General features: G+C 60.6%; 23 protein-coding genes. 14 read left to right on the top strand and 9 right to left on the bottom strand.

What is annotated here, in order from left to right; genetic code table 11:
- Positions 1 to 26: 26 nt before the first annotated feature.
- From ASC96_RS30910 to ASC96_RS30880, 7 genes are all read left to right on the top strand, one after another.
- Entirely contained in the window at positions 27 to 1,127 is a 1,101-nt protein-coding gene (locus ASC96_RS30910) for an ABC transporter ATP-binding protein (protein WP_060506894.1), read from the top strand.
- A gap of 1 nt (position 1,128) precedes the next feature.
- A complete protein-coding gene (locus ASC96_RS30905) occupies positions 1,129 to 2,049 on the top strand; it encodes an ABC transporter permease (RefSeq protein WP_060506893.1) in 921 nt (306 codons plus the stop codon).
- Entirely contained in the window at positions 2,042 to 2,842 is an 801-nt protein-coding gene (locus tag ASC96_RS30900; protein WP_060506892.1) for an ABC transporter permease, read from the top strand. The genes ASC96_RS30905 and ASC96_RS30900 overlap by 8 nt, the downstream gene beginning before the upstream one ends.
- Positions 2,843 to 2,866: 24 nt before the next feature.
- The gene (locus ASC96_RS30895) at positions 2,867 to 3,901 is read left to right on the top strand and encodes an extracellular solute-binding protein (protein ID WP_060506891.1); all 1,035 of its coding nucleotides are present in this window, start codon (positions 2,867 to 2,869) and stop codon (positions 3,899 to 3,901) included.
- 67 nt (positions 3,902 to 3,968) lie between these two features.
- Entirely contained in the window at positions 3,969 to 5,000 is a 1,032-nt protein-coding gene (locus tag ASC96_RS30890) for a histone deacetylase family protein (protein WP_060506890.1), read from the top strand.
- A 2-nt stretch (positions 5,001 to 5,002) separates the two neighbouring features.
- Positions 5,003 to 5,887 carry an N-carbamoylputrescine amidase gene (gene aguB / locus ASC96_RS30885; RefSeq protein WP_060506889.1) on the top strand — a complete coding sequence of 295 codons (885 nt, stop codon included), beginning with the start codon at positions 5,003 to 5,005 and terminating at the stop codon, positions 5,885 to 5,887.
- Positions 5,884 to 7,032, top strand: coding sequence for a serine hydrolase (locus ASC96_RS30880; protein WP_060506888.1), 1,149 nt, complete (start codon positions 5,884 to 5,886; stop codon positions 7,030 to 7,032). The genes aguB and ASC96_RS30880 overlap by 4 nt, the downstream gene beginning before the upstream one ends.
- Here ASC96_RS30880 and ASC96_RS30875 read toward each other — a convergent pair.
- From ASC96_RS30875 to ASC96_RS30855, 5 genes are all read right to left on the bottom strand, one after another.
- Complete coding sequence (locus ASC96_RS30875; RefSeq protein ID WP_060506887.1) at positions 7,029 to 7,712, bottom strand: DUF2161 family putative PD-(D/E)XK-type phosphodiesterase; 684 nt, start codon at positions 7,710 to 7,712, stop codon at positions 7,029 to 7,031. The two genes, ASC96_RS30880 and ASC96_RS30875, sit on opposite strands and share 4 nt — an antisense overlap.
- Before the next feature lie 95 nt (positions 7,713 to 7,807).
- On the bottom strand, positions 7,808 to 8,281 hold the full coding sequence (locus ASC96_RS30870) for a GreA/GreB family elongation factor (protein ID WP_060506886.1): 474 nt from the start codon (positions 8,279 to 8,281) through the stop codon (positions 7,808 to 7,810).
- An 88-nt stretch (positions 8,282 to 8,369) separates the two neighbouring features.
- Complete coding sequence (locus tag ASC96_RS30865) at positions 8,370 to 8,804, bottom strand: low affinity iron permease family protein (RefSeq protein ID WP_060506885.1); 435 nt, start codon at positions 8,802 to 8,804, stop codon at positions 8,370 to 8,372.
- A gap of 123 nt (positions 8,805 to 8,927) precedes the next feature.
- Positions 8,928 to 9,929, bottom strand: a complete 1,002-nt coding sequence (locus ASC96_RS30860) for a pyridoxamine 5'-phosphate oxidase family protein (protein ID WP_060506884.1) — start codon at positions 9,927 to 9,929, stop codon at positions 8,928 to 8,930.
- 54 nt (positions 9,930 to 9,983) lie between these two features.
- The gene (locus ASC96_RS30855; protein WP_060506883.1) at positions 9,984 to 10,601 is read right to left on the bottom strand and encodes a glutathione S-transferase; all 618 of its coding nucleotides are present in this window, start codon (positions 10,599 to 10,601) and stop codon (positions 9,984 to 9,986) included.
- Positions 10,602 to 10,722: 121 nt separating this feature from the next.
- On the opposite strand from ASC96_RS30855, the gene ASC96_RS30850 reads away from it, so the two are divergent.
- From ASC96_RS30850 to ASC96_RS30835, 4 genes are all read left to right on the top strand, one after another.
- Positions 10,723 to 11,643, top strand: coding sequence for a LysR family transcriptional regulator (locus ASC96_RS30850; protein WP_060506882.1), 921 nt, complete (start codon positions 10,723 to 10,725; stop codon positions 11,641 to 11,643).
- 85 nt (positions 11,644 to 11,728) lie between these two features.
- Positions 11,729 to 12,331, top strand: coding sequence for a TetR family transcriptional regulator (locus ASC96_RS30845; protein WP_060506881.1), 603 nt, complete (start codon positions 11,729 to 11,731; stop codon positions 12,329 to 12,331).
- 53 nt (positions 12,332 to 12,384) lie between these two features.
- Positions 12,385 to 13,524 (top strand): efflux RND transporter periplasmic adaptor subunit, encoded by a 1,140-nt coding sequence (locus ASC96_RS30840; RefSeq protein ID WP_060507028.1) that lies wholly within the window; start codon positions 12,385 to 12,387, stop codon positions 13,522 to 13,524.
- Between the two features lie 30 nt (positions 13,525 to 13,554).
- Positions 13,555 to 16,701, top strand: coding sequence for an efflux RND transporter permease subunit (locus tag ASC96_RS30835; RefSeq protein WP_060506880.1), 3,147 nt, complete (start codon positions 13,555 to 13,557; stop codon positions 16,699 to 16,701).
- Between the two features lie 438 nt (positions 16,702 to 17,139).
- Here ASC96_RS30835 and ASC96_RS30830 read toward each other — a convergent pair whose 3' ends face one another.
- Together ASC96_RS30830 and ASC96_RS30825 are read right to left on the bottom strand one after the other, a co-directional pair.
- Positions 17,140 to 18,150 carry an amino acid ABC transporter substrate-binding protein gene (locus ASC96_RS30830; protein WP_060506879.1) on the bottom strand — a complete coding sequence of 337 codons (1,011 nt, stop codon included), beginning with the start codon at positions 18,148 to 18,150 and terminating at the stop codon, positions 17,140 to 17,142.
- Positions 18,151 to 18,252: 102 nt separating this feature from the next.
- Positions 18,253 to 21,306 (bottom strand): aminotransferase class III-fold pyridoxal phosphate-dependent enzyme, encoded by a 3,054-nt coding sequence (locus ASC96_RS30825; RefSeq protein WP_060506878.1) that lies wholly within the window; start codon positions 21,304 to 21,306, stop codon positions 18,253 to 18,255.
- Positions 21,307 to 21,434: 128 nt separating this feature from the next.
- Between ASC96_RS30825 and ASC96_RS30820 the strand changes: the two genes are divergently transcribed.
- From ASC96_RS30820 to ASC96_RS30810, 3 genes are all read left to right on the top strand, one after another.
- The gene (locus ASC96_RS30820) at positions 21,435 to 21,869 is read left to right on the top strand and encodes an Lrp/AsnC family transcriptional regulator (RefSeq protein ID WP_060506877.1); all 435 of its coding nucleotides are present in this window, start codon (positions 21,435 to 21,437) and stop codon (positions 21,867 to 21,869) included.
- Between the two features lie 394 nt (positions 21,870 to 22,263).
- Complete coding sequence (locus tag ASC96_RS30815; RefSeq protein WP_060507026.1) at positions 22,264 to 23,556, top strand: NCS2 family permease; 1,293 nt, start codon at positions 22,264 to 22,266, stop codon at positions 23,554 to 23,556.
- A 270-nt stretch (positions 23,557 to 23,826) separates the two neighbouring features.
- On the top strand, positions 23,827 to 24,246 hold the full coding sequence (locus ASC96_RS30810; protein WP_060506876.1) for a GNAT family N-acetyltransferase: 420 nt from the start codon (positions 23,827 to 23,829) through the stop codon (positions 24,244 to 24,246).
- 143 nt (positions 24,247 to 24,389) lie between these two features.
- Here the strand turns inward: ASC96_RS30810 and ASC96_RS30805 are convergent, their stop codons facing one another.
- Complete coding sequence (locus ASC96_RS30805) at positions 24,390 to 24,758, bottom strand: YciI family protein (RefSeq protein ID WP_060506875.1); 369 nt, start codon at positions 24,756 to 24,758, stop codon at positions 24,390 to 24,392.
- 144 nt (positions 24,759 to 24,902) lie between these two features.
- A complete protein-coding gene (locus tag ASC96_RS30800) occupies positions 24,903 to 25,388 on the bottom strand; it encodes an ureidoglycolate lyase (protein WP_060507024.1) in 486 nt (161 codons plus the stop codon).
- Positions 25,389 to 25,396: the final 8 nt, after the last annotated feature.

The following is a 25,396-nucleotide window of genomic DNA, read 5'->3' as shown; positions in this document are numbered from 1 at the left end:
TTCATGCAACGGGTAGTGGGCCGCATATGGCGGAATTGAACGCGGTCGAAATCCGCCAGGTTTCTAAGATATTCGGCTTTGGCGAGTTTGCGTTCGCCGCCGTCGACAACACATCGGTATCGATCCGCCAGAACGAGTTCTTCACGCTTCTGGGACCCTCCGGTTGCGGCAAGACCACGCTGCTGCGGCTGATTGCCGGGTTCGAATATCCGACATCCGGCGAAATCCTGTTGAACGGCGAGAACATCGCCGCCATGCCTCCTTTCAAGCGGCCGATCAATACGGTTTTCCAAAGCTATGCCCTGTTTCCGCATATGACGGTGGCGGAAAATATCGGCTTCGGCCTCACCATGCTCGGCAAGCCGAAGCAGGAAATCAAGAGCCGCGTCGATGCCATGCTGAAGCTGGTGCGCATGGAAGCGCTTGCCGGACGGCGTACGAGCCAGATTTCCGGCGGCCAACAGCAGCGTGTCGCGCTGGCGCGTGCCCTTGCGCCCCAGCCGAAGGTACTGCTTCTCGACGAACCGCTGTCGGCGCTCGATTACAAGCTGCGCAAGGACATGCAGATCGAGTTGAAGCGGCTGCAGGCAGAAACCGGCATCACCTTCATTTTCGTCACCCATGACCAGGAAGAAGCGCTGACCATGTCGGATCGCATCGCCGTGATGTCGTCGGGCAAGATCCTGCAGGTCGGCAATCCGAGAGAGATTTATGATGCGCCGGCGGATCGCTTCGTTGCCGACTTCATCGGCGAGACCAATTTTTTGAAAGGCCGGATTGGCTCGGTCGTGAACGGCGTTGCGGATGTCGACACTTCGGTCGCTGGCCGCATTTCGGCAACGGTGCCACAGGATTTCCATGCCGAGGGCGAAGTGACCGTGGTTCTACGGCCGGAGCATGCAACGCTCTGCCCGCCCGATCAGCCGGCCGCGTGCCAGATGAACGGCACGCTTGAAAATGTCGTCTATTTCGGCACGGATACGCACTACCACGTCCGCCTATCCGACGGCGAGACGGTGTTTACGTTGCGAGAGCAGAACAAGCCCCTGCAGGCCGCCCGGTTTTCCGCAGGTGACAGGGTTGGCATCGCGCTTGAAGCCAACGCTGCCAGGGTCTTGAGGAACTGAGATGACAGACGCAGCGGGGACGATCGAGGCAGAGCAAAGCAAGGACATCCGCAAGCGGTGGCTGCTTTCACTTCCCGCCCTCCTGATCATCCTGCTGGCAGCAACCGGCCCGCTGCTGATCGTTCTCCTTTATTCGTTCCTGGCACCCGGCCCCTATGGCGACGTGCAATGGGCCCCGTCGCTCGAAGGCTGGATCGGCGTCTTCCTCGAGAAGGACATCTTCGACGAGACGTTGTCGCTTGCGAGCGCCCATATCTCAATCTTCATGCGCTCCGTTGGCTTGTCGCTCGTCACCACCATCCTGACCTTGCTGGTCGGTTTTCCGACGGCCTATTTCATTGCCACGCGCCCCGAAAAGACCCGCGAACTGTGGCTCTTCCTGATCACCATCCCGTTCTGGACCAATCTTCTCATTCGTACCTTCGCCATCCTCGAAGTCATCCGCAACGAGGGACTGATCAACGGCCTGCTGATAAAAACCGGCCTGATTGCAAAGCCGATCCAGATGCTGTTCACCGACGGCGCGATCCTGACCGGTATGGTCTATGTCTATTTGCCTCTGATGGTGCTGCCACTCTATGCCAGCATGGAAAAACTGGATTTCCGCCTGGTCGAGGCAGGCTATGATCTCTATGCGACCCCGTTCCGCGTGCTGCGGAAAATCATCATCCCGCTGGTCAAGCCCGGCATCATCGCCGGCTCCATCCTGGTCTTCATCCCCGCCCTCGGTGCCTATGTCACGCCCAGCATTCTGGGCGGCGGCAAGAACATGATGCTCGGAAACCTGATCGAGCTGCAGTTCGGCCAGGGCCGCAACTGGCCGCTCGGATCGGCGCTGTCGATCACGCTGATGCTGATCGTCATGGTGGCGCTGCTGGTCTATGTCCGCAATGCCGGATCGCAAGGGAGCCGTCATGGCTAGGGCATTCTCCATCCGCCGTCAGCGCGGTTTTACCGCAATAGCCGTGGCCTGCTTCTTTGCACTCTATCTGCCGATCGGCGTTCTGGTTTTCTATTCGTTCAACGCGGGCGAATCCCTTGCCTCCTTCGATGGGATTTCGCTGCGCTGGTTCGCCAAGGCGTTCCAGAACCAGCAGGTGATCGACGCGTCCATCCGGTCGCTACAGATCGCCTCGGTTGCGGCGGTCGTTGCAACGATCGCGGCCACCATGGCGGCGCTGGCGACGACGCGGACGGAGCCCTATCGCGGCCTGACCCTGAAATACGCCTTCATCAACCAGCCGCTGATGATCCCTGAAATCGTCACGGCGGTTGCGCTTCTGATCTTCTTTGCCCGCATCAAGATCTGGACCGGCTATTCCGGCCTCGGCTACCTGATCGCCGCCCATACGGCGTTCTGCATTCCGTTTGCCTATCTGCCGATCCGGGCGCGGCTGGAGAATATGGATCTGACGCTGGAGAAGGCCGCGGCCGATCTCTATGCAACGCCATGGAACGCCTTCCGCTACGTTACCCTGCCGCTGCTCTGGCCCGGAATTCTCGCCGGCTTCATGCTGGCCTTCGTGATTTCTCTGGATGACGTCGTTATCACCGAATTCGTCAAGTCGGCCGGCCAGGATACGCTTCCGACCTACATGCTCGGCCAGATCCGCCGCTCGATTACGCCGGAAATGAACGCGATCTCGACGCTGTTCCTGCTCCTGTCGATCGGTGTCGTCACCGTCTTCTTCATCGTCAATAGAAAACGTGTCTAACAAGAGGGAAAAGGGAACAGCATCATGAAACGGATCACCACGATCATGGCCGCAACGGCCGCGCTTCTCGCGACGACCGGCCTTGCCCGGGCGGAAGGTGAACTCAACATCTACAACTGGGGCAACTATACCAGCCCCGAGATGATCAAGAAGTTCGAAGACCAGTACAAGGTCAAGGTAACGATCACCGACTATGATTCCAACGACACGGCGCTCGCCAAGGTCCGCCAGGGTGGCTCCGGCTTCGACATGGTCGTGCCGTCGCAGAACTACATTCCGATCTGGATCTCGGAGGGTCTTTTCCTCGAGACCGACCCGGGCAAAATGGAGAATTTCAGCCACGTCGCCAAGGAATGGCAGAACCCCGAGTTCGATCCGGGCCGCAAATATACCGTTCCATGGGCGATGGGCATCGTCGGTACCGTCGTCAACACCGACGTCTACAAGGGTGACATCAACACCTGGGGCATCATCTTCAACACGCCGGACGAGCTGAAGGGCAAGGTCAACGTCGTTCCGGAAATGACCGACGTCATCGACGCGGCCGTGCTCTATAACGGCGGCAAGAAGTGCACGGGCGATCTCGCCATCCTCAAGAAGGTTCGTGACACGCTTGTCGCCGCCAAGCCGAACTGGGTAGCCATGGAATACGGCACGATCCAGAAGATGGGATCGGGCGATTTTGCCGCCTCCAGCGACTGGAACGGCTCTGCCTTCCGTCAGCGTCTGGCGAACCCTGCGATCAAATTCGGCTATCCGAAGGAAGGCTATGTCAACTGGAGCGACAATCTTGCTGTGCTCAAGGATGCCAAGAATGTCGAGAATGCCAAGCTCTTCCAGAACTTCATGATGGATCCGGCCAATGCTGGCATGAATTCCGGTTTCCACCGCTACGCCAATGGTATCGCCGGTTCGGGCGAATTCATGCCAGCTGACATGAAGGGCGCACCTGAAATCGACATCCCGGCCGAGTTTGCTTCGGTCGGCGTCCCTTCGCAGACCTGCCCGCCGGAAGTTCAGGAACTCTACACCAAGATCTGGACCGAGCTGCAGAAGTAACCCGTTCCAATCGCACCCCGCTGGTCGCAGTGGGGTGCGTTTTCATTTCCTGACGCTGGATGTTTCCATGAAAACCGTCTTCTCGCCCCGCCATCTCGGCCATGCCAACCAGCTTGAACTGGTGGCTGGCGCCATCGTTCCCGGCTTCGAACTGACCTCGCGCGCCGAGTATGTCTCGGGGCGGATCAAGACGGTCGGGCTCGGACCGATCCTGCCGCCGCAGGAGCATGACCTGACGACGGCCGCGCGCATCCATCGCAAGGATTATCTCGATTTCCTGCCGACGATCTGGGACCGCTGGACGGCGGAGGGACGCACCGGTACCGCGCTTCCCTTCACCTGGCCGACACGCGGCCTGCGCGGCGACGTGCCGCCGGAATTCATCGATGGGCTCTTGGGTTATTATTCCTTCGACGCCGGCTGCGGCATCGTCGAAGGCTCGTGGGACGCGATCAAATCCTCGCATGACGTGGCGCTGACGGCAGCGGGCCTTGTTCAGGACGGTGAACGCTCCGCTTTCGCGCTCTGCCGCCCGCCCGGTCATCACGCCGGTGCCGGTTTCATGGGCGGTTATTGCTATATCAACAATGCCGCTGTGGCGGCGCAATGGTTCCGCGACAACGGCGCCAAGCGCGTCTCGATCCTTGATGTCGATTATCACCATGGCAACGGCACGCAGGAGATCTTCTATTCCCGCTCCGACGTGCAGGTGATCAATCTGCATGCCGATCCGATGCAGGAATACCCCTATTTCCTCGGCCATGCCGATGAGCGCGGCGCAGGCGAGGGGGAGGGCTATAACCTCAATTATCCCATGCGTTTCGGCACGGATTGGCAACGCTGGTGCGAGGCGCTGGAAGACGCCTGCGGCAAGCTGGTCGCCTACAATCCGGACGTGGTGGTGATCTCGCTCGGCGTCGATACGTTCGAGAAGGATCCGATCAGCAAGTTCAAGCTGAAGACCGAGGATTTCCCGAAGATCGGCGAGCGGATCGCCCGGCTGAACCTGCCGACATTGTTCGTCATGGAAGGCGGCTACGCCGTCGCCGAAATCGGCGTCAACGCCGTCAGCGTGCTGACCGGCTTCGAGGGCAATTGATCGTGACATCAAATCCGGTCGTGACCCTGGGCGTCGTCCAGTTCGCCTGCACGGATGATCTTGCGGAAAATCTCGCCACCGCCATCCGGCTGATCCGGCAGGCGGCAAATGCCGGCGCCAATATCGTGCTGGTGCAGGAACTGTTCGAAGGCCTGTATTTCTGCCAGACGCAGGATCCGGTTCATTTCGCCAGGGCGCATACGCTTGCCAAACATCCGGTGATCGCGCCGCTTCAGGCGCTGGCGGGTGAACTCGGGATTGTCCTGCCTGTGTCCTTCTTTGAGAAGAAGAACCAGGCCTTTTACAACAGCGTCGCTATGATCGATGCCACCGGAGACATCCTCGGCATCTACCGGAAATCTCATATCCCCGACGGTCCGGGCTATAGCGAAAAATTCTATTTCCGCCCGGGCGATACCGGCTTCAAGGTGTGGCCGACCCGTTTCGGTGTGATCGGCGTCGGCATCTGCTGGGATCAGTGGTTTCCGGAAGCCGCCCGTGCAATGGCGCTGATGGGGGCCGAACTCATCCTTTACCCGACCGCCATCGGCTCGGAGCCCAAACGCCCCGATCTCGATACCATGGAACATTGGCGTATGGTGATGCGCGGCCATGCAGCCGCCAACATGATGCCGGTCGCCGCAGCCAACCGTATCGGCGCGGAAACGATCGGCGGCCAGTCGCAATCCTATTACGGCTCATCATTCATCGCCGGTGCCGATGGCCAGATTACTGCGAGCGCCGGGCGTGATGGTGAAGAGGTGCTGATTGCCCGTTTCGACCGGCAGCAGCTTGCCGATAATCGCGCAGCCTGGGGTATTTTCCGTGATCGCCGCCCGGAACTTTACGGCGTGCTGGCGACCGCCGATGGAGGAGACAGGACATGACGGAGTTCAGACGCTCGGACGTCAGGCTTAGCAACTGGCGGACAGTCCCCTTTTCAAAATGGGCCTTCCAGAATGTCAGCGAGATCGTTCCCTCCGCCGTCATCAGGGCCAAAGGCGCGGACGAACACGGGGCTTATCTTGATCTTGCCGGTCTCGGAGATCTGCAAGTAGCGGGAGTTGATGGTACATCGCAATCGCTCAAGGCGTTTTTGACCGCAAGCGAGACCGACGAATTTCTGGTGATGCGGGACGGGCGTATCATTGCCGAATGGTCGGCGGATCATTCCAGCCCCTCGCGCCCGCACATCATCTTTTCCGTGTCGAAATCCCTGACGGCGCTGCTTGCCGGGATTCTGGCGGACAAGGGGTTGCTCTCCTTCGGCAAGCTGGTGATCGACTATGTCCCCGAGGTCGCCGGGTCAGCCTATGCGGATGCGACGGTGCAGCAGTTGTTCGACATGGAGATCAGCGTCGATTTCGTCGAGGACTATCTCGATACATCCGGCGGGTTCGACCGTTACCGGCGGGCGACCGGTTGGAACCCCGACCGTCCGGAGAGCCCCGCACTTGATTTGCTGGGTTTCATCTGCAGCATCGGCAAGGGCGGCTGGCAGCACGGCGAAAAGCATGCCTATCGCTCTCCGGATACCGATCTTGCGGGCATCGTGCTGGAACGGGCCGCCAATGGCCGGCTGGCGGACCTGCTGAGCGAGCACCTGTGGCAGCCGATGGGTGCCGGCTCGAATGCGATGATCACGGTCGATCGCGCCGGCACGGCGCGCGCCGCGGGCGGCATGTCGGCAACGGCGCGGGATCTCGCCTTGACCGGCGAACTTGTCCGCCAGAAAGGTGCTGGCCTGCTCCCGGCGGCATTCGTTGACGATCTATGGACCGGTGGCAGTCGGGATGCGTGGAAGAAAGGCGATCAGGCAAGCCTGTTTCCGGGCGGCAGTTACCGCAACTATTGGTACGAGACCGGACAGGGCGAGCTTGCCGCCATCGGCATTCACGGCCAGTGGATCTGGGTCGATCCGGCAACCGCGACGGTGGTCGTCAAATTGTCGTCGCAGACATTGCCTGTCGACGCTGAACTGGACCAGGCCATCGTTTCGATGCTGCGCACGGTTTCCCGCGCGGCGCTCTAAAGGGCTGCGGTTGCGGCGTCTTCGTTAGCAGCCGCAACCGGCCAACGGATCAGCGCCTCGACACCGGTGGCCGTCAGGCCATAGACACCATGGTCAATGCGCTCGAACCAGCCATAGACATTGCCGCGCAGGATCGTTGCTGCCGAGGGGGTGATTGCCTTCAGGTCCCTTGACCGCAAAGGGCCGGCTTGGAGCGCTGCGGCGCAGGCCAGCGCCTGTTGCCGGTAGGCCGTCATGATCGGCGAGCGGGTGCTGCCGCCAATGGCCGGATCGCCCTTGCGCTTTTTGTGTTCAGTGACGAGACGGGACCGTTTGCGAGGATTCTTGCGCGGCATCAGCGCTTGCGGGCTGACAATCACATCGACAGTGCCGTTGTCGGCAACGCTGAGCATGCCGAATCCGAGTCTCCGGCAGAGATTGCGGTAGCGGCCATCGCTTTCGCGGCCCTTGCCCTTGGCCGAAACACGCGCTGCGATCCACACTTCATCACTGGCCGCAGCCCTGTCTACGGCCTGCAGGATCAGTTCCAGATTGAAGCTCAGCTTGAGTTCGCAGATGACCACCACCGGCGGCTCGTCCGGGCTCAGTCCTACCAGGTCACACCCGGCGATCTCGCCCTTGACGCTGTAGCCGGCGGCTTCGAGAAAGCCCTTGATCGGCAGATAGAGCGCGGTCTCCAAATCATGTCCTCACATCATCGTCTGCACGGTCTTGCCGTGATTTGTCGGCGAGATCAATGAAATGATGGTCATGTGCAGGGCTGGCGCTGCCGGGTCTAGTTCATTCCGGCAACGGAAAGAACGACGATCTCCTCTTCGCGGTCCGCCACTGCGAACTCCACCGTGTCGCCAGGTGCGGCATCTTCGAGTGCGCGGGCAAGTGGCGATGTCCATGCGATTGCCCCGGCTGATGGATCCGCCTCGTCCTCTCCGACAATGCGGATATCTTTGACCGCCCCACCGCGCCTGATGGAGACATGCGTTCCAAATTTAACCGTTCCCGGCTCGGAGAGGGGCTCCATGACCTCCATGCTGGCCCGGCGCGCCTCCCAATAGCGCAGATCGCGCTTGAGGGCGGCACGTAACTCGCTGTCGCTGGTTGCCGCAGTCTGCTGCATTAGCGCTGCAACCATCTGTTCGATCTGCCGGGCACCGTTGGGCGTGACGAGGTTGCGAGCCGTGCTGATGGGTCGTTCTGGAACGGGCGGCGGCGGGGCGTCGTCGATTTCCTTGGTGAATGCGCGGCTCATCGGTATCTCCTCCATACCAACATATACCACGCTTTTCGCGCTCATTTATGCCCCAACTGTCGGGTGCGCATTCGAAAAGGCAAACCGATCACACTTTCTTCTTCAGCTTCGTATGCCGGTCCCGGATAATATGGTCGACCTTTCCGGCAAGCGCATGGTCCGGATCATTTTCGGCCGCTTGCCTTAAAAGCTCGGTCAAACGCCTGAGTTCTTTCTCGTCGAGATGTTCGATGCCCATGAAACGGTTCTCGGCTTCGCTGGTGAGAATCAGTTCGTCGAGCTTTGCCTGAACGGCCTTGCCGTCGCGGTTCTGCGAATTTTGCAGCACAAAAACCATTAGGAAGGTGATGATCGTCGTGCCCGTGTTGACCACCAGCTGCCAGGTTTCCGAGAAGCCGAACAGCGGGCCGGTGACCGCCCAGATAACGATACCCGCCACGGCAATCACGAAGGTTGCGGGCTTGCCGGTCAGTTGTGCGACCCCGCCGGAAAATCTTGAAAAGAGACTGGGTTTTTCAGACATGGTTTCCTCCCTAAGGTCGCGCCACGTCCTAAAGTCCCGGCAGCAACGGAAGTTCCTGCCGGGTTGCACACGCCAGCGAAAATCAGGGGATTCGCCCGGGAAACGGTGTTCCGCGCCGGTGCGTCACACTGCCGAATTGCTCAAACGGCTTTCAGCGTCCTCCCAGTTGCCGGTCATCCGCAAGCTCGGTGATTGGCTTTCGTCATGGGAGGCCCAGCGCAGCGGCAGCGCGTCCGGCCGCCGGATGATGCGGCGCGGCGTAAAGCGCCATAGGCGCTCGGCACCCTCGAATGCCGCAATTTCGGGCGAATCCACAATGACATGAGCATCGCCGGACAACTGCAACAAATCGCCGGTCTCGAAATCAGCGAAAACCAGACCAGCCTTTCCATTGGCCAGGATATTGCCGAGTGTGTTGAAGAACAGGTTGCCGGCAAAATCCGGGATGGTCAGTACGCCGTCGCTGCCAACCCGGACGAAGCCGGGCTTTCCGCCACGGTGCGAGACATCCGCCTGCCGCTCACCGTTTTCAAACGCCGCATAGGTCGCGACGAAGAACGTGTCGGCTGCCGCAATCATCTGCCGGGCGCCGGCGTCGAGCGCATTCAGGACTGTCGGCTTGACGGCAGAGCTTTGCGCAGGATCGCGAACGAAGCGGTAGTCACGCAGCTGAATGTATTTCGGACAGTTGCCATAGGACTGGCCGACGTCCACATCGAACCCAAGCGGCCCGGACCGGTGGATGGTTCCGTTCAGCCGGTTGCGGCGCCGGGTGTGCAGTTCGATGCCGAGCATGCCGATCGCTGCCCCGTCATTCATTCCACCGTCCGCCGGATCGTCGTGCTCACGGTCCAGGCGGACGTTCAGTGTGTACGGGTCGGAGCTTTGTAGAAAGCCCGGATTCGCCGCTCGTATTGTCGCCCACGCATCGCCCTGATCGTCCACCGTGCCGAGCACGATGAACGGCAGTTGCGGATAGAAGGCGCGGTGCTGGTCGATCAGATGATCGCGCAGCACCCGTCGGCCGAGCTCTTCCATACGCTCGCCAACACCGGCCTGATCTTGCAGCAGCCGTTCGCCCGCATGCCAGGGCGACGGCTGATCTGTCGTGTGAAGAGCGAACATCTGTTGATCCTTTGATATCTGGCCGGTAAACCGCCGGGAAATCCGGAGGCCTGCTCAGGCAGCCTCCGGAATACCGATTGCGGTCTTCTGGAAGGCAACAAAGCCAGGAAGCGCTTCTATGCGCCTTAGCCAAGCATTGACGTTGGCGTAAGCGCTCCGATCGACATTGCCCTCCGGCGCGCGGTCGATGTAGCTGTAAAGCGCGACATCGGCGATAGTCGGATGACCGGCAGCAATCCATTGGCGGCCCTCAAGAGCGGCCTCGATGCGCTGCAGGATGACGTGGGCGCGTGCAATGACCTCGTCCGCATTGAAAGGCGCACCGAAGACGGTGACAAGCCGTGCGGCACCGGGGCCATAGGCAATTTCCCCGGCGGCTACCGACAGCCAGCGTTGCACGGAGGCAGCCCTTGCCGGATCTTCCGGCAACCAGTTCTTCGCTCCGTTCTTCTTGGCGAGATAGACAAGGATGGCATTGGAATCGGGGATGATCGTACCTTCATCGTCCAGCACCGGCAGTTGTCCGAACGGATTGAGTTTGAGGAAGTCCGGAGCCTTGTGGGCACGGGCAGCAAGATCGACTTCGACCAGCTCCACATCGAGCCCAAGCAGCGAGACGAACAGCCGGGCGCGATGCGCGTGGCCGGACAAAGGGTGATAGTAAAGTTTCATCGTTGCTCTCCAAGTGGCGTTGATCGCCCCGGAGCAAGATGGTTATTTCCTCACACCAACAGAAGTGCGATAAAAGACAAGATATCATTCCAATTTTTGGAATAATCATACGGAGGCGGCAGTGGACAGACTTCAATCCATGCGGGTTCTGGTAAAGGTTGCCGATACGGGCAGCTTCGCGCAGGCTGCGCGTGTGCTCAACATGAGTCCTCCGGCCGTCACCCGGGCCATTGCCTGTCTCGAAGACCTGACGGGTGCGCGGCTCTTTCTGCGCTCAACGCGATCGGTGAAGCTGACCGCGCCCGGCAGCCGCTATGTCGAGGATTGCCGCCGTATCCTTGCCGATATCGATGAGGCCGAAGCTTCGGCTGGSGGCTCGCATGCGACGCCCTCCGGCCTGCTGACGGTCACGGCACCTGTCCTCTTCGGCCAAATCTATGTGATGCCAGTCATGACATCGTTTCTGACCCTGCATCCGGCCGTCAACGGACGCGCCCTTCTGCTCGACCGCGTTGTCAACCTGTTGGAAGAGGGCATCGATGTTGCATTACGCATCGGGCAATTGCCGGATTCAGGATATCACGCCATCAAGGTCGGCAGCGTGCGGCGGGTCGTCTGCGGCGCTCCGTCTTATTTTAAGGATCACCCGGTGCCACAGGTTCCCGCTGACCTCGCGGGGCACACCATTATCGCCAATACCGGTTCGTCCGCGCCGCAGGACTGGCGTTTCGTGGACGGGGAAAAGAGCCATGTGACGCTGCGTCCGCGATTGTTCTGCAATACCGTGGATGCCTCGATCTCTGCCGCGCTCAGCGGCTGGGGCCTGACCAGCGCGCTGTCCTATCAGGTGGCATCGGCGGTGCGGGACGGGACGCTCGATATCGTGCTGGCCGGCTATGAGGAGCCGCCCATTCCCATCCATGTCATGCACGCTGAGGGGCGCCACATCTCGGCCAAGACGCGGGCGTTCGTGGACTTTCTGGTCGCGCAATTACGGGATAATCGGAACCTGCAAGCGGCGGCGTCTTTGATGGAGAGTTAAAGCGCTGCAGTTGACAGTGGCCATATTTCGAATTACGACTGACGAAAATCTAAATTCGTCAGTCGTAATTCGAAAGTGTCTCATTATGGACGGCAACACGGATAGTCCGGATATTGCGCGGCAGGAAAATATAACGCGGATCCTGGAAGCGGCGGAACGGCTGTTTAGGCACTATGGCTACGCCAAGACCAACGTCGCCGATATTGCGCGCGATCTCGGCATGTCGCCGGCCAACATCTATCGCTTCTTTGCCTCGAAAACCGAAATCCATCAGGCGATCTGCGGCCGCATGCTCGCTGGTAGTTATCAGCAAGCCTATGAAATCTCGCAATTGCCGATCAGCGCGGCGGACCGTCTGCGTCGCTACCTGTATGCCGAGTATCAGCTGATCGTCACCGCAATGCTTGATCATGAAAAGGTGCACGAGATGGTCGTCGTCGCCATTGAGCGAGACTGGCACGTGATCGAAAAACACATCGACCGTATGCACGAACTGCTGGAAGAGATCATCCGCCAGGGTATCGCCGCCGGCGAATTTGCCGAACAGGATCCTGCGGTTGCCGCCCGGTCCTTCGGGGCCGCCACGGTGGTCATGTGCCATCCGCAAATGGTGGCGCAATGTCTCTCCAAGCCAAACCGGGCGACGCCCGACGAAATTACCGAATTTGCAATTAATGCCTTGAGATGAACGCGGCCGCCAAGGCCCGCTCCCACGCTTCATTTTTGATCAGGAGTGCGAACATGCTTTCGCCGAGCAATACCTATATTCGCCTGTCTGCCATTTCGATCTTTTCCGCCGCAGTGCTGGCTCTGTCCGGCTGCTCCGAAGAAAAAGCCGAGACCAGGCAGATCGTGCGCCCGGTGAAAGTGGTCGAGATCGCCGCCATCGATACGTCGCGCACGCTCAGCTATTCCGGCACGGTGCGCGCCCGCACCGAAATGAACCTCGGCTTCCGCGTCAACGGCAAGATCACTGAACGCCTCGTCGATATCGGCCAGCGGGTCAAATCGGGCGATCTGCTCGCCCGTATTGACCCGTCCGACTACGAGCTTGCTCTGACCAGTGCGAAAGCAAGCCTTGATGCCACTGAGCGGCAGGTCGAGACGGCGGAACTGGCGCGAGTGCGTGCCGAACAGCTGTTTGCCAAGAATGTTTCGCCGAAATCGCAGCTCGAACAGACAACGCTCAGCTACAATCAGGCCGTCGCCACGCGTGACTCGGCCCGCTCGGCGCTCGACCAAGCGAAAAACCAGGTCAGCTATACCAACCTGAAGTCCGACCAGAACGGCATTGTTACTGCGGTGAGTGCCGATATCGGCCAGGTCGTCGGCTCGGGAACGCCCGTTGTCAGTGTCGCCGTTGATGGCGAAAAGGAAGTGCTGGTCGCCATACCTGAGACGGATATCGCCCAGTTCAAGCCCGGCAAGGTGGTCACGGTCGGCTTCTGGTCGGATGCCTCCCTGATGCTGCAGGGCAAGGTGCGGGAGGTGGCCGGCAGCGCTGAGCCACAGTCGCGGACATTTGCGGTGCGTATCAGCCTGCCGAATGATCAAAACGTGCTTCTCGGCATGACCGCCGGCATCATTGCCGCCGCTTCCGACGTCCAGCAGTTCGTCACCATCCCTCTAAGCGCGCTTGCCAGGAAGGGGGGCGAACCGATCGTCTGGACCGTCGATCGCACCGCCGAGACCGTGCATTCCCGCCCGGTCGAGGTTGCTGATTTTACTGGTGACGGTGTGCGGATTGCCGAGGGATTGAAGCCCGGCGATGTCGTGGTCGCCGCCGGCACGCAGTTCATGACCGAAGGCCTGAAAGTGAAGGTCGGCGACGACGTCGCACAGCAATTGGCTGCCACAGAACACACGCAACTCGTGCGCTGACCCAGATCCATCGAAAGCGGAATAACGCCGATGACCTCCTCCTCCTCCGACCACAAGCAGTCCTTCAACCTGTCGCGCTGGGCAATCGGCCATCCGAGCATCGCCCGCTTCCTTTTCGGCCTCATCCTGATCACAGGCGTTCTTGGCCTGATGCGCATGGGCCAAAAGGAAGATCCAGATTTCACCTTCCGCGTCATGGTCGTGCAGGCCATCTGGCCGGGCGCGTCGATCCAGGACATGGAGGATCAGGTCGTCAACAAGATCGAGCGCAGGCTGCAGGAAACCCCGCATCTCGATTTCGTCCGCTCTTATACCCGCGCCGGCAGTGCCATCATCACCCTGCAGGTTAAGGGGGATACCAATGCAGCTGAGGTGGCCGATGCTTTCTATCAGGTACGAAAAAAGGTCGGCGATATCGCCAATGAATTGCCGCAGGGCCTGCTCGGCCCCTATTTCAACGACGAGTTCGGCGACACCTTCGTCACCCTGCATTCGCTGAGCGGCGAGGGCTACAGCTATCCGGAGCTGAAGAAGTTCGCCATCCAGGCGCGCGACATGCTGCTGACGACCCCGGGCGTCGAAAAGGCCGTGATCATCGGCGATCAGCCGCAGAAGATCTACATCGACATCTCGTCTGCCGTGCTGGCATCGCGCGGGCTGACGCTGGCCGATGTGCAGAACGCCATCAAGGGTCAGAACAATGTCGATCCGGCAGGCTCCGTCGATACCGGCACGCGCTCCGTGCGGATCTCGGTCGAGGGTGGGGTAACCCAGCCGTCCGATATCCGCGAACTGCGGCTGCGCTCCGGCAATGAGGTTACGCGGCTCGGCGATATCGCCACGGTCTCCTCAGGTCTGGAAGACCCTTATCAGCGCAAATACCGTTTCAACGGCGAAGACAGCGTCCAGATCGGCGTGGTCATGGCCAAGGGCTACAAGGTGACCGATGTCGGCGCAGCCGTCGAGGAAACCTACAAGCAGTTTGAAACAGCACTTCCCTATGGTGTGAAGGTCGACCAGATTGCCGACCAGCCGGAAGTGGTCACCGAGGCAGTCGGCGAATTCATGAAGGCGCTCGGCGAAGCGCTGGTGATCGTGCTGGTCGTCTCCTTCCTGTCGATCGGCTGGCGCTCAGGCCTAGTGATCGCCATTGCCATTCCGCTCGTTCTCGCCGCCACCTTCGCCATCATGTATGAGCTCGGCATCGACCTGCAGCGTATTTCGCTGGGCGCGCTGATCATTGCGCTCGGGCTTCTGGTCGATGATGCGATGATCGTCGTCGAGCTGATGGAGCGCAAACTGGAAGAGGGGCTCGACAAGCTCGATGCCGCCAGCTTTGCCTATTCCTCGACCGCATTTCCGATGCTGACCGGCACGCTGATCACCACGGCAGGCTTCATTCCCGTCGGCTTTGCCGCATCAACAGCGGGTGAATATGTCCGCTCGCTGTTTTATGTTGTCGGCATTGCGCTGGTCGTTTCCTGGTTCGTGGCGGTCTATTTCACGCCCTGGCTTGGCTATATGATCCTCAAGCAGCGCGCCCATGCCGGAGAACATCACGATGTCTTCGATACGCGCTTTTATCGCCGCCTGCGTGCAACCGTCGGCTGGGCGGTGCGCCACCGCATCATTGTTCTTTCCCTGACGCTCGTCACCTTCATGACCAGCCTCTGGGCGTTCCAGTTCATCCCGAAAAACTTCTTCCCGCAGTCGTCGCGTCCGGAAATCCTCGTCGATCTCTGGCTGCCGGAAGGCACCAGCATCAAGGAAGTCGAAACCCAGGCCAAGGCTCTGGAGGCCAGGATCATTGACGATACCGACAAGAAATTCATCGCCACCTATATCGGCGAGGGCGCGCCGCGCTTCTTCCTGCCGCTCGATCAGCAGCTGCGCAATCCGAATTTCGCCCAGTTGCTCGTCATGGCCAAGGACGAGCCGGCCCGCGAACGGCTGATCGTCAAGCTGCGCACCATTCTGGCCGAGGATTTTCCGACGATCCGCGGCAAGGTCGACCGCCTGTTCCTTGGCCCGCCGACCGGCTGGCCGGTCCAGATTCGTGTCACCGGGCACGATCGCGCCGAGGTTCGCCGGATCGCCGACCAGGTGAAGGCGAAGTTTGCCGAAAACCCTGAGCTTGGCGCCATCCACGACGATTGGCTGGAGCCGGTTCCGGCGATGAAGCTGGTGATCGATCAGGACCGCGCTCGCGCGCTCGGCGTCTCATCGCAGCGCATCCGCCAGATGCTGCAGGCGACGATGAGCGGCGCGCCGCTCGACGATTTCCGGGACGGCGAGGAAACGGTCTCTATTGTTGCGCGGGAGCAGGAAAGCAGCCGCCATCTGCTGACGGCCGTGCACTCGATCTATGTCCCGACCGATTTCGGCAGTTACGTGCCGCTGTCGCAGGTCGCCAAGGTCGCGCCTGTTCTCGAACAGGGCGTCGAGTGGCGTCGCAACCGCCTGCCGACGATTACCGTGCGCGGCACGCTTCCCGATGGCGTGCAGCCAAACGATGTCGCCATGAAGATGTATGCCGACTTGAAGCCGCTGCGTGACAGTCTTGCGCCCGGTTATTCCGTCGAGATCCAAGGCGGTGCAGAGGATGCGGCCGAGAGCCAGCAGTCGATCGCCGACAAAGCGCCGGTCATGCTCGCCGTCATCGTCGTGCTCTTGATGATCCAGCTTCAGCATTTCGGCAAGGCGATGCTGGTTCTGGCAACCGGCCCGCTCGGCATCATCGGTGCGGCCGCCGCACTCCTCATTAGCGGCGCCCCGTTCGGTTTCGTCGCCATCCTCGGCGTCATCGCGCTGCTCGGCATCATCATGCGCAACTCGATCATCCTTGTCGATCAGATCGATCAGGATATTGCTTCAGGCATGGAACGGACGGAAGCAATCGTTGGTTCGGCCGTGCGCCGTTTCCGGCCGATCGTGCTGACGGCGATGACGGCGGTGCTGGCGCTGATCCCGATCTCACGCGGCGTATTCTGGGGGCCGCTCGCCTATGCGATGATGGGCGGTATCCTGGTTGCGACCGTGTTGACCATCCTCGTCCTTCCGGCCGGCTATGCGCTATTCTTTGGCAAGCAGCCGAAGAGCAAGGTTTCTGAGCCGGAGCCAGCAGACAATGAAGCGGAGGAGACTGGAGGATATCCGGCCGCGATCGCAGCGGAATAATCTTCCCCAGTGTGAAGAATGCCGGCGGCTGGTGTTGCGTGCGCCGCAACCTGCAATGCAGGCCGAGGGCAGGGGAGGCGCATTGAAACGATTTAGAGTACAGCGAGCCATCTGGTACGCGCATAGCGCATGGCTGCCCTGCAAAACTCTGCCTACAATTTAAGCTGAATCAATGTATATTAAAACCATCGAAGCAATGCACCTCCTCCCGCAGAGCTTCGATATGCAAGCGGCCTCACTCCTCCTCCCAGAGGCGCTTGCGGAATGGCAACACTCCTCCTCCCAGTTGCCATTCGGTTCTATTCGAAAGCCTGCCGCACCTCCTCCCGCGGCAGGCTTTTTCGATTCTAGGCCTGTTTTCCCTCGTCTACATGCAAACACAAAAAAACCGCCGCGAAGTATGACCTCGCGACGGCCCAGGACGTTTATGCGCTTTGATCAGCGCAGCGGCGGGGCGTAGACCAGACCGCCATTGTTCCAGAGATTGTTCAGGCCGCGCTCGATCTTCAGCGGGCTGTCCTTGCCAAGATGGCGCTCGAACACTTCGCCATAATTGCCGACGGCCGAGATGGCCTGAAAAGCCCATTTCGGATCGAGGCCGAAGTTCTTGGAGATCGCGCCGTCTGCACCCAGGAAGCGCTTCTGCGCCACGGTGCCGTCTTCCGCCGTTTTGGCGGCATTTTCCTTGGTGATGCCCAGTTCTTCCGCCTCGATCAGCGCGAACAGGGTCCAGCGAACGATCTTGAACCATTGCTCGTCGCCCTGGCGAACGGCCGGTCCGAGCGGCTCCTTGGAGATGACCTCGGGCAGGACCATGTAATTGTCGGGATCGGTCAGCGTCAGGCGCTGGGCGTAGAGCGCGGAGGCATCCGTCGAATAGACGTCGCAGCGGCCGGTGCCGAAGGCCTGCACGGTCTGGTCGGGCTTTTCAAAGGCAATTACGTTGTACTGGATGCCGTTGGCGCTGAAGTAATCGGCCATGTTCTGTTCGGTCGTGGTACCGGTTTCGGTGCAGACCGAAGCGCCCGACAGTTCCTTGGCGCTCTTTACGCCCAGATCCTTGCGGATCATGAAGGCCTGGCCGTCATAATAGTTGGCGCCGACAAAGCTCATGCCAAGATCGGTATCGCGCGACAGGGTCCAGGTGGTCTGGCGCGACAGAAGGTCGACTTCACCGGATTGCAGGGCGGCAAAGCGTTCCTTGGTGGAAAGCGGCACATATTGCACCTTGCTGGAATCGCCGAGTGTCGCTGCCGCCACGGCGCGGCAGAAATCAACGTCGAAGCCTGCCCATTCGCCCTTGTCGTTCGGGCTCGAAAAGCCGAGAACACCCTGGCTGACGCCGCAGCGCAGCGCGCCGCGTTCGCGAGAAATGTCCAGCGTGCCCGCCTGTGCTCCCGTGCCTGCCAGCGTCGCTGCGGCAAACAATGCAAGAATTGCTGATTTCATGATTTTGTCCTCCTCCGGTTTTTAGTCACACGTATCCCGTCCGGGCAGCGCTAAGCGCTGCCAAGCTTCTTTCCTGTTCGTTTCTGGTATTGACCGGGCCTATCAGCCCCGGGCTGTGACCGCCTCGAATGTTTCCTCGAGTATGGAAAGCAGATGGTCCGCATCGCGCTTCGAGAAGATCATCGGCGGGCGCATCTTCAGTACGTTGTCATGCGGCCCTTCGGTGCCCATCAGCACGCCGCGCTGCCGCGCGCCGTTCGAGACCGCGCGGGCAAAATCGGTCGCCGGCGCCTTGGTCTTGCGGTCGGTCACCAGTTCGATACCAAGGAAAAGACCCAGGCCGCGCACATCGCCGATCACCTCGTAACGGTCCTGCATCGCCTGGAAACCGGCCATCAGGTAGTTGCCGATCTCCAGCGCATTGCCGCGCAGGTCCTGGCCCTCGATCACGTCGAGCACGGCGAGACCAACAGCGCAGGAAACCGGGTTGCCGCCGAACGTGTTGAAATATTCCATGCCGTTGTTGAAGCTATCGGCAATCTCGCGGGTGGTCACGACAGCCGCCAGCGGATGGCCGTCACCGATCGGTTTGCCCATGGTGACGATGTCGGGCACGACACCCTGTTCCTCGAACGCCCACCAGTGGCTGCCCACCCGGCCGAAGCCGACCTGAACCTCGTCGGCAATGCAGACACCGCCGGCATCCCGCACCATCCGGTAGACTTCCTTCAGGTAACCCTGCGGCAGGAACACCTGCCCGGCAACGCTCGGGATGGATTCGGCGATGAAGAAGCCCGGACCTTCGCCCTTTGCCTGCATCTCAGCGATCAGTCCGGCAACGCTTTCGGCATAGCGCTTGCCGTGTTCTTCGATCGCCCAATCGGCAGGAGCGCGGTAGCTGTCGGGAACGGCGGCCACATGCACATGCGGCTTCTTCTCCTTGCCGCCCTTGCGGCGGAACTTGTAGGGGCTGATCTCGATCAGTTCCTGCGTCGTGCCGTGATAGGCCCAGTCGAGCACGATGGCGTTTTCGCGGCCGGTATGGGCACGCATCATCCGCAGCGCCAGGCTGTTGGCTTCCGAGCCGCTGTTGACGAATCCGGCGACCGTCAGTTCCCTCGGCAGTGTCGCGGTCAGCCGTTCGGCATAGGCAACGATATTGTCATGCAGGTAACGTGTGTTGGTGTTCAGCGTCGCCGCCTGCCGCGCCATCGCTTCGACCACGGCCGGGTGTGCATGGCCGATATGGCAGACATTGTTGAAGCAATCGAGATAGGCGCGGCCGCTGTCATCGATCAGCCAGACACCGTCGCCGCGCACGAACTTGATCGGCTTGTCATAGGAAATCGACAGGTTGGGAACCAGAAGTTCCTTGCGCAGCGTGACGATCTCCTCATGCGAACGCCCGGTCTTTTCGTAAAATTCCGGGGCAATACCGGCAAAGGCATTGGCATCGGGAAACAACTCGGCCCAGACGTCGAGATAGCGCTCTTCGCCGACGCCAAGGATTTCGGTGGCGGAAAGCCGGGTGTCGACGGACAGTTGCAGATGCAGGTGGGGCGCCCAGCCTCCGTTTTCCGCAGGAGCGCCCATCTGTCCAACCAGCGCACCGGCGTTCAGACGGTCGCCCGCCTTCAAGCGTCCGAGCGCTTCATGAGCAAGATGGCCCCACAGGCTGATAAAGGCCGGGCAGTCCTCAGGTTCATGGCGAAGCGCAATCAGGCAGCCGTAACCAAGCGGATCCGGCTCGATCTCGACACTGACGACCGTGGCAGCGATCGGCGTGTAGAGCTTGGTGCCTGCAGCCATGAACAGGTCTAGGCCGAGATGACGGATGCGGCGGGTCTTTTCGATCAGCCGCGAGACGAACATGTCGCCGGAATAGACCGTGCGCTTCTCGCCCCAAGGGCCGATGCCGAGGTCGACGCCGCGGTCGGCGCAATAGGCTTCCCAGATTGCCTGCGCCTCGTCCGGCTGTTCGCCGGCCGACTTGACCGTCATCGGATGCTGCGGATCGCCATAGGGAACAAGCGCTGCCGGATAGGTCGCGGCCGGGCGGTCGAGCAGTGGATGAAGCGTCTTCCGGTTGGCTTCAATCCAGGCGGTGACGGCGCGCGTGCCGGGTGTCGCCTCGAAACCGCAGGCATGCCGCAGGATCGCGGTGGCAAAACGCGGGTTCATCGCATCGAGCTTGCGCAGCAGCGTCCAGGCCGGCTTTTCACTGATGGCGAGATAGGGATTGCCGCCGGTATGGGCATGGCGCGAGGCCGAGATGGTCACGGAGGTAACGAGCCGCATGGCGATGAGGTCGAAGAGAAGATCGACTTCCTCTTCGAGCAGCGGATATTCGGCATGGAAGCCCCGGGCAATGGCGCCGGCAGCGCCGATCGGATCGGCATGGTCGAGCCCCGCATAGGCGGCGGCGATCGCCACTTCGGCGATGACGGGCGCATAGAGCGCGTCGCCAAGATCGATCAGGCCGGCGATCCGGTCATGGTCGTCTTCCGCGACGAGCACGTTCCAGTCATTGGCATCGTTGTGAATGACCGTCGAGCGTAGCTTCGGCAGTTTCGGTTCGACCGTTGTTTCGAAACGGGCAAGGAACCGCTCCAGCAATGCGCGGTCGTCCGCATCGGCAATGTGCGGCAACCGGCCGGCGGAACGGCCGGCATTGCGGATGTTCCAGTCGAGATCGCGCAGCGCGCCGGGATGCATGAAGCCCTGCAGCGCGGTATCGAAGCGGCCAAGCAGACGGCCGAGCGAGGTGAGCGCTTCTTCACTGCGGGCGGACTGCGCCAGCGGCGTGCCCGGCACCCAGCCGACGAGGCGCAGCAGATGGCGCACGCCGTGGACGCTGGTCGTTTCGCCAAGGCTCGCGCCGGAAACTGTCGGGCGGATATGCGGGATCGGCAGATCCGGCGCATGGTCGCTGACATGGGTCAGCAGCGCCGTCTGGAAATCGCTTTCGACCTGTGGCTCGGCGGCATTGACGATCTTGAGGATGTAGATCCCGCCGGTGCTGGCCGTCACCTTGAAATTCTGGTCGCGCTCGCTGTCGAGCGGCGACAGCGTTCCGTCGAGGCCATAGTGCTCGGCCAGCAGGCGCTGTGCGTCTTCAATGGAAAAATCCGGGGTGGTCTTCAGCATGTCGGTCATGGCGGTTCCTTATCTGCCCCGCAGATTTGCACGGGCGGAGAAGCCATGCACCCGGCAATATGCCGGTTGCACCGGCATTATGTTTATAATAACCGTCATCTTGTCGGCACTTTGAAAGGCGCGCACTCATGCAGGATACAGACGCGATCGACCGGACGATCCTGAGCATCCTGTCGCGGGAAGCCCGGATCCCGATGAAGTCGCTCGCGGGCCGCATCGGGCTTTCCAGAAGCGCCACCACCGAACGCGTCACCCGGCTGGAAAAGGCCGGGATCATTCGCGGCTACCGGGCCGATATCGGCCAGCTCGACGAGGATCAGGTGTACGCCTTCCTGCTGCTGACGCTGAAGAAGACGCCGTCGATCGGCGTGCTCGACCGGCTGGCTGGCTTCTCCTCCGTGCGCAAGGTATCGTCTGTCAGCGGCCAGCTTGATCTTGTCGTTGAAGTCCAGGTCGGATCGATCAATGCGCTGAACGAACTCAGGAATGAAGTAGCGACGATGGAGAACGTCGATGACCTGACGACATCGATTGTGCTGCGCCGCGACATCGAACGCAGCTGAGCCGCGCTTGACTTTGCTGCGGATGCTCACACAATGAAGTCGAGGAAAATACAGCGTTTGCTGCCTTCTCTTGCCCTGATTGATGCAAGAGAAGAGGCGCTTGCCGCTGGGCCAACCCTGTTTCACTCCAAAACTGTTCCCCGAAAAATTTGAAAGTCTTTCGTTGAGCCCGTCGAAATGGACGGCTAGCGATCCGCCGCGCGAAAACGCACAATCACCAAACCGTGAATGAGACATCCGGCCTGCCGCCATGGCAGCCGGATACTGATCGGGCAGGGGCCCTGACAAGTCATGATGGCTTGAAGATCGGTACAGTGTGGTTGGTTGCCAGAGGAGAAGGCGGCCAGTCAGTGGCATGCGCCGGGAATGGATTTTTTCGGCCAAGGGAGGAAATATGTTTGAACGGCTCTTCAAGCTGAGTGAGCACAATACGACGATCCGCACCGAACTGGTTGCGGGCGTCACGACATTTCTCACAATGTCGTACATCATCTTCGTCAATCCGGATATTCTATCGACCACCGGCATGGACCGCGACGCGATCTTCGTCGCGACCTGTCTCGCCGCAGCACTCGGTTCGATCATCATGGCGCTGGTCGCCAACTGGCCGATCGGCATGGCGCCTGGCATGGGCCTCAATGCCTTCTTCGCCTTCACGGTCGTCGCCGCCCTCGGCTTCACCTGGCAGCAGGCGCTCGGCGCCGTCTTCATCTCGGGCCTGATCTTCCTCTTCCTGACGGTGACGGGGATCCGCAGTTGGCTGATTCAGGGCATTCCGCATTCGCTGCGCAGTGCGATCGCCACCGGTATCGGCCTTTTCCTCGGCATCATCGCCCTGAAGAATGCCGGTATCGTCGTCGATAATCCGGCAACGCTTGTTGGCCTCGGCAGCCTCAAGGCCACCGGTCCGCTGCTGGCGATCTTCGGCTTCTTCGTCATTGCAGTGCTCGATGCCCTGAAAGTTCGCGGTGCGATCCTGATCGGTATTCTTGCCGTCACCGTGCTGTCCTGGATCACCGGCGTCAGCCAATTCCAGGGCGTCGTTTCGATGCCGCCCAGCATGGCGCCGACCTTCCTGCAGCTCGATATCGTCGGTGCACTGCATGGTGGCCTGGTCCACGTCATCCTCGTCTTCGTTCTGGTTGAAGTGTTCGACGCCACCGGCACGCTGATCGGCGTCGCCAAGCGCGCCAACCTGATCCAGGAAGGCAAGCCGAGCCGCCTCGGCCGTGCGCTTCTGGCAGACAGCACCGCCATCGTTGCCGGTTCGCTGATGGGTACCAGCAGCACCACGGCCTATGTCGAAAGCGCATCCGGCGTTCAGGCCGGCGGCCGCACAGGCCTGACGGCCCTGGTCATCGCCGTGCTGTTCCTCGCATCGCTGTTCATCTCGCCGCTGGCTGCATCGGTGCCCACGTATGCAACAGCCCCGGCTCTGCTCTATGTCGCCGGCCTGATGATGCGCGAACTGACTGAAGTCGATTGGGAAGACCTGACCGAAGCCGCACCGGCAGCGCTGACAGCTCTTGCCATGCCCTTCACCTACTCGATCGCCAACGGCCTTGCCTTCGGCTTCATCAGCTATGTCGTCCTGAAAGCCTTCACCGGAAAATGGCGCGCCATCCACCCGGCCACTTTCATCGTCGCCGCTCTGTTCGTCATCCGCTTCGCGTTCTTCGCGGAGTGAGTGCCACAACGAGGCGCGAACAGCCGCCTCGTTTCAAGCGATCTGAATATAGTGCGGGCCGCATCCATCGCGGCCCGTTTTATATGGCAAGTTTGCTCTGCCGCCGGTGGTTCAGGGGCGCTTTCATTAACCGATCCTATTTGGGCCGTGACGTGCAAGAGAGGTTCGCCCGGATTGTGGATAGCGCCCGGCAGGTCCCCGCCAGGAGTGCTTCCTGGCGGACAGGATGATAAACGAAATCGCAAGGGTGATGCGATCGGGAGATTTGGGATGGACCAGCGTGCTTATTCAATCGTGGCTCAAACGCCCTCTATAGAAGACTATCTGCATCTGCGTTCCGTGGCGGGGCTGAGCCCGTTCTCGCAAGAGGCAGCTGGCAAGGGGGTGGCGGGCACCGTTTTTTCCGCATTGGTTTTGTTCGAAGGCTCAACGATTGGGATGGGACGACTGATCGGGGATGGCGGTTGTTTCTTCCAGGTCGTGGACATTGCCGTTCATCCCGAACATCAGGGGCGCGGGCTTGGAAAGATGATCATGAAAGCCATTATGGGGTATATCGAAAACGAGCTTCCTGTTTCCGCCTATGTCAGTCTGATCGCGGATGTGCCGGCAAATTCGCTCTATGGAAAGTTCGGCTTCAAGGAAACTGCTCCAAGATCTCTCGGCATGGCATATCGCGTCGTGCGTTAGTATGAGCGGAAATGGCGCGTGCGTTACAGCGTTCAGTCATCTGCGATGGCCGCCAGAACCATAAAAAAATTCCAGAGGCCCGGCGCCGGTTCCCGGCCGCCGGGCTACGCACCCACCGATTTCGTGACCTGCGCGTCAGTGCCTCATTGCCAGTCAGTCATTTCGTACAACGGCCGGATTTCGATCTCACTCGGCCCCGGCATCGGATTGGGGCAGCGCTTGACCCAGGCAACGGCCTCGTCCATGTCCTTGACGTCCCAGAGCCAGAAGCCGGCCACCAGTTCGCGGGCTTCAGCGAACGGTCCGTCAATGACCGTGCGGCGGGATCCATCGAAGGCAACGCGCTTGCCCGCCGAGGAAGGTTTGAGACCGTCGGCGTCGCGCAGGATGCCGGCATCGCGCAGTTCGTCATTGAACTTGCCCATCGCCTCCATCATCGCATTCGTCTCGGCTGTTGGGAAAAAACCCTTTTCGCTGTCTTCGGTCGCTTTCACGAGCACCATCACACGCATCCTCTATCTCCTTGTTAGAGCCGGCCTCAATGGCCGGTCATCCTAACGACGAACGGGCTTTTCGGAAATCGACATCGTCCCGCAGAATTTCTTGCCGGTCGAAAGTGATCGTGTTTGGTCTTTTCTAACAGTGCTGGGAAGCGCTTAGCAGACCAAAAACGGTGCCTCGTAAAAATGCTCCTCCAGATTGATACCATCGCCGGCACGGTCGACGACGGCGAAGTCGGAAACCCCATCGAGCGGTGTCAGGATACCGTGCCAGACGTTGCGGCCGATATTGACGCCCTGTCCGGGTGCCGTCTTGAAGGCGATCGGGTCGCCCGGGCCATCCGGGGTCTCTTCGGCAACAACCACAAGAAAAGGATGTTCGCTGAGTGGAATGAACGCCTGACTGCCGAAGGGGTGCCGCTCCACCATGCCGAGTTCAAGCGGCAGCGGATAAGGCTCGCCGCGCAACAGGCTGATCATCGGGCGGGCCTTTTCGCCGGTCGTCTCGATCTTGGCGAGATCATGATAACGCACACATTTGCCTGCGTTGATCGGGAAATTGTGGGCGCCCTCGGTTTCCAGAACCTCGCCGAAGGGGGCGAAGGCCTCGCGGGTCAATGGCCGGATATGGATCGTCTTCATCATCTCCC

This window comes from Rhizobium sp. Root1204 (genome assembly GCF_001424965.1).
In the GTDB taxonomy this organism is placed as follows: domain Bacteria; phylum Pseudomonadota; class Alphaproteobacteria; order Rhizobiales; family Rhizobiaceae; genus Pararhizobium.
The sequence above is the reverse complement of the archived record's forward strand: the minus strand, read 5'-3'. Positions and strand labels throughout refer to the sequence as shown.

Coding starts and splice junctions, on each gene's coding strand:
- ASC96_RS30800 (WP_060507024.1), bottom strand. CDS start 25,388: ATGAAGACGATCCATATCCGGCCATTGACCCGCGAGGCCTTCGCCCCC.
- ASC96_RS30910 (WP_060506894.1), top strand. CDS start 27: ATGGCGGAATTGAACGCGGTCGAAATCCGCCAGGTTTCTAAGATATTC.
- ASC96_RS30905 (WP_060506893.1), top strand. CDS start 1,129: ATGACAGACGCAGCGGGGACGATCGAGGCAGAGCAAAGCAAGGACATC.
- ASC96_RS30865 (WP_060506885.1), bottom strand. CDS start 8,804: ATGTCTGAAAAACCCAGTCTCTTTTCAAGATTTTCCGGCGGGGTCGCA.
- ASC96_RS30825 (WP_060506878.1), bottom strand. CDS start 21,306: ATGACCGACATGCTGAAGACCACCCCGGATTTTTCCATTGAAGACGCA.
- ASC96_RS30810 (WP_060506876.1), top strand. CDS start 23,827: ATGGACCAGCGTGCTTATTCAATCGTGGCTCAAACGCCCTCTATAGAA.
- ASC96_RS30805 (WP_060506875.1), bottom strand. CDS start 24,758: ATGCGTGTGATGGTGCTCGTGAAAGCGACCGAAGACAGCGAAAAGGGT.
- ASC96_RS30820 (WP_060506877.1), top strand. CDS start 21,435: ATGCAGGATACAGACGCGATCGACCGGACGATCCTGAGCATCCTGTCG.
- ASC96_RS30870 (WP_060506886.1), bottom strand. CDS start 8,281: ATGAGCCGCGCATTCACCAAGGAAATCGACGACGCCCCGCCGCCGCCC.
- ASC96_RS30840 (WP_060507028.1), top strand. CDS start 12,385: ATGCTTTCGCCGAGCAATACCTATATTCGCCTGTCTGCCATTTCGATC.
- ASC96_RS30890 (WP_060506890.1), top strand. CDS start 3,969: ATGAAAACCGTCTTCTCGCCCCGCCATCTCGGCCATGCCAACCAGCTT.
- ASC96_RS30845 (WP_060506881.1), top strand. CDS start 11,729: ATGGACGGCAACACGGATAGTCCGGATATTGCGCGGCAGGAAAATATA.
- ASC96_RS30900 (WP_060506892.1), top strand. CDS start 2,042: ATGGCTAGGGCATTCTCCATCCGCCGTCAGCGCGGTTTTACCGCAATA.
- ASC96_RS30880 (WP_060506888.1), top strand. CDS start 5,884: ATGACGGAGTTCAGACGCTCGGACGTCAGGCTTAGCAACTGGCGGACA.
- ASC96_RS30815 (WP_060507026.1), top strand. CDS start 22,264: ATGTTTGAACGGCTCTTCAAGCTGAGTGAGCACAATACGACGATCCGC.
- ASC96_RS30835 (WP_060506880.1), top strand. CDS start 13,555: ATGACCTCCTCCTCCTCCGACCACAAGCAGTCCTTCAACCTGTCGCGC.
- ASC96_RS30855 (WP_060506883.1), bottom strand. CDS start 10,601: ATGAAACTTTACTATCACCCTTTGTCCGGCCACGCGCATCGCGCCCGG.
- ASC96_RS30895 (WP_060506891.1), top strand. CDS start 2,867: ATGAAACGGATCACCACGATCATGGCCGCAACGGCCGCGCTTCTCGCG.
- ASC96_RS30830 (WP_060506879.1), bottom strand. CDS start 18,150: ATGAAATCAGCAATTCTTGCATTGTTTGCCGCAGCGACGCTGGCAGGC.
- ASC96_RS30860 (WP_060506884.1), bottom strand. CDS start 9,929: ATGTTCGCTCTTCACACGACAGATCAGCCGTCGCCCTGGCATGCGGGC.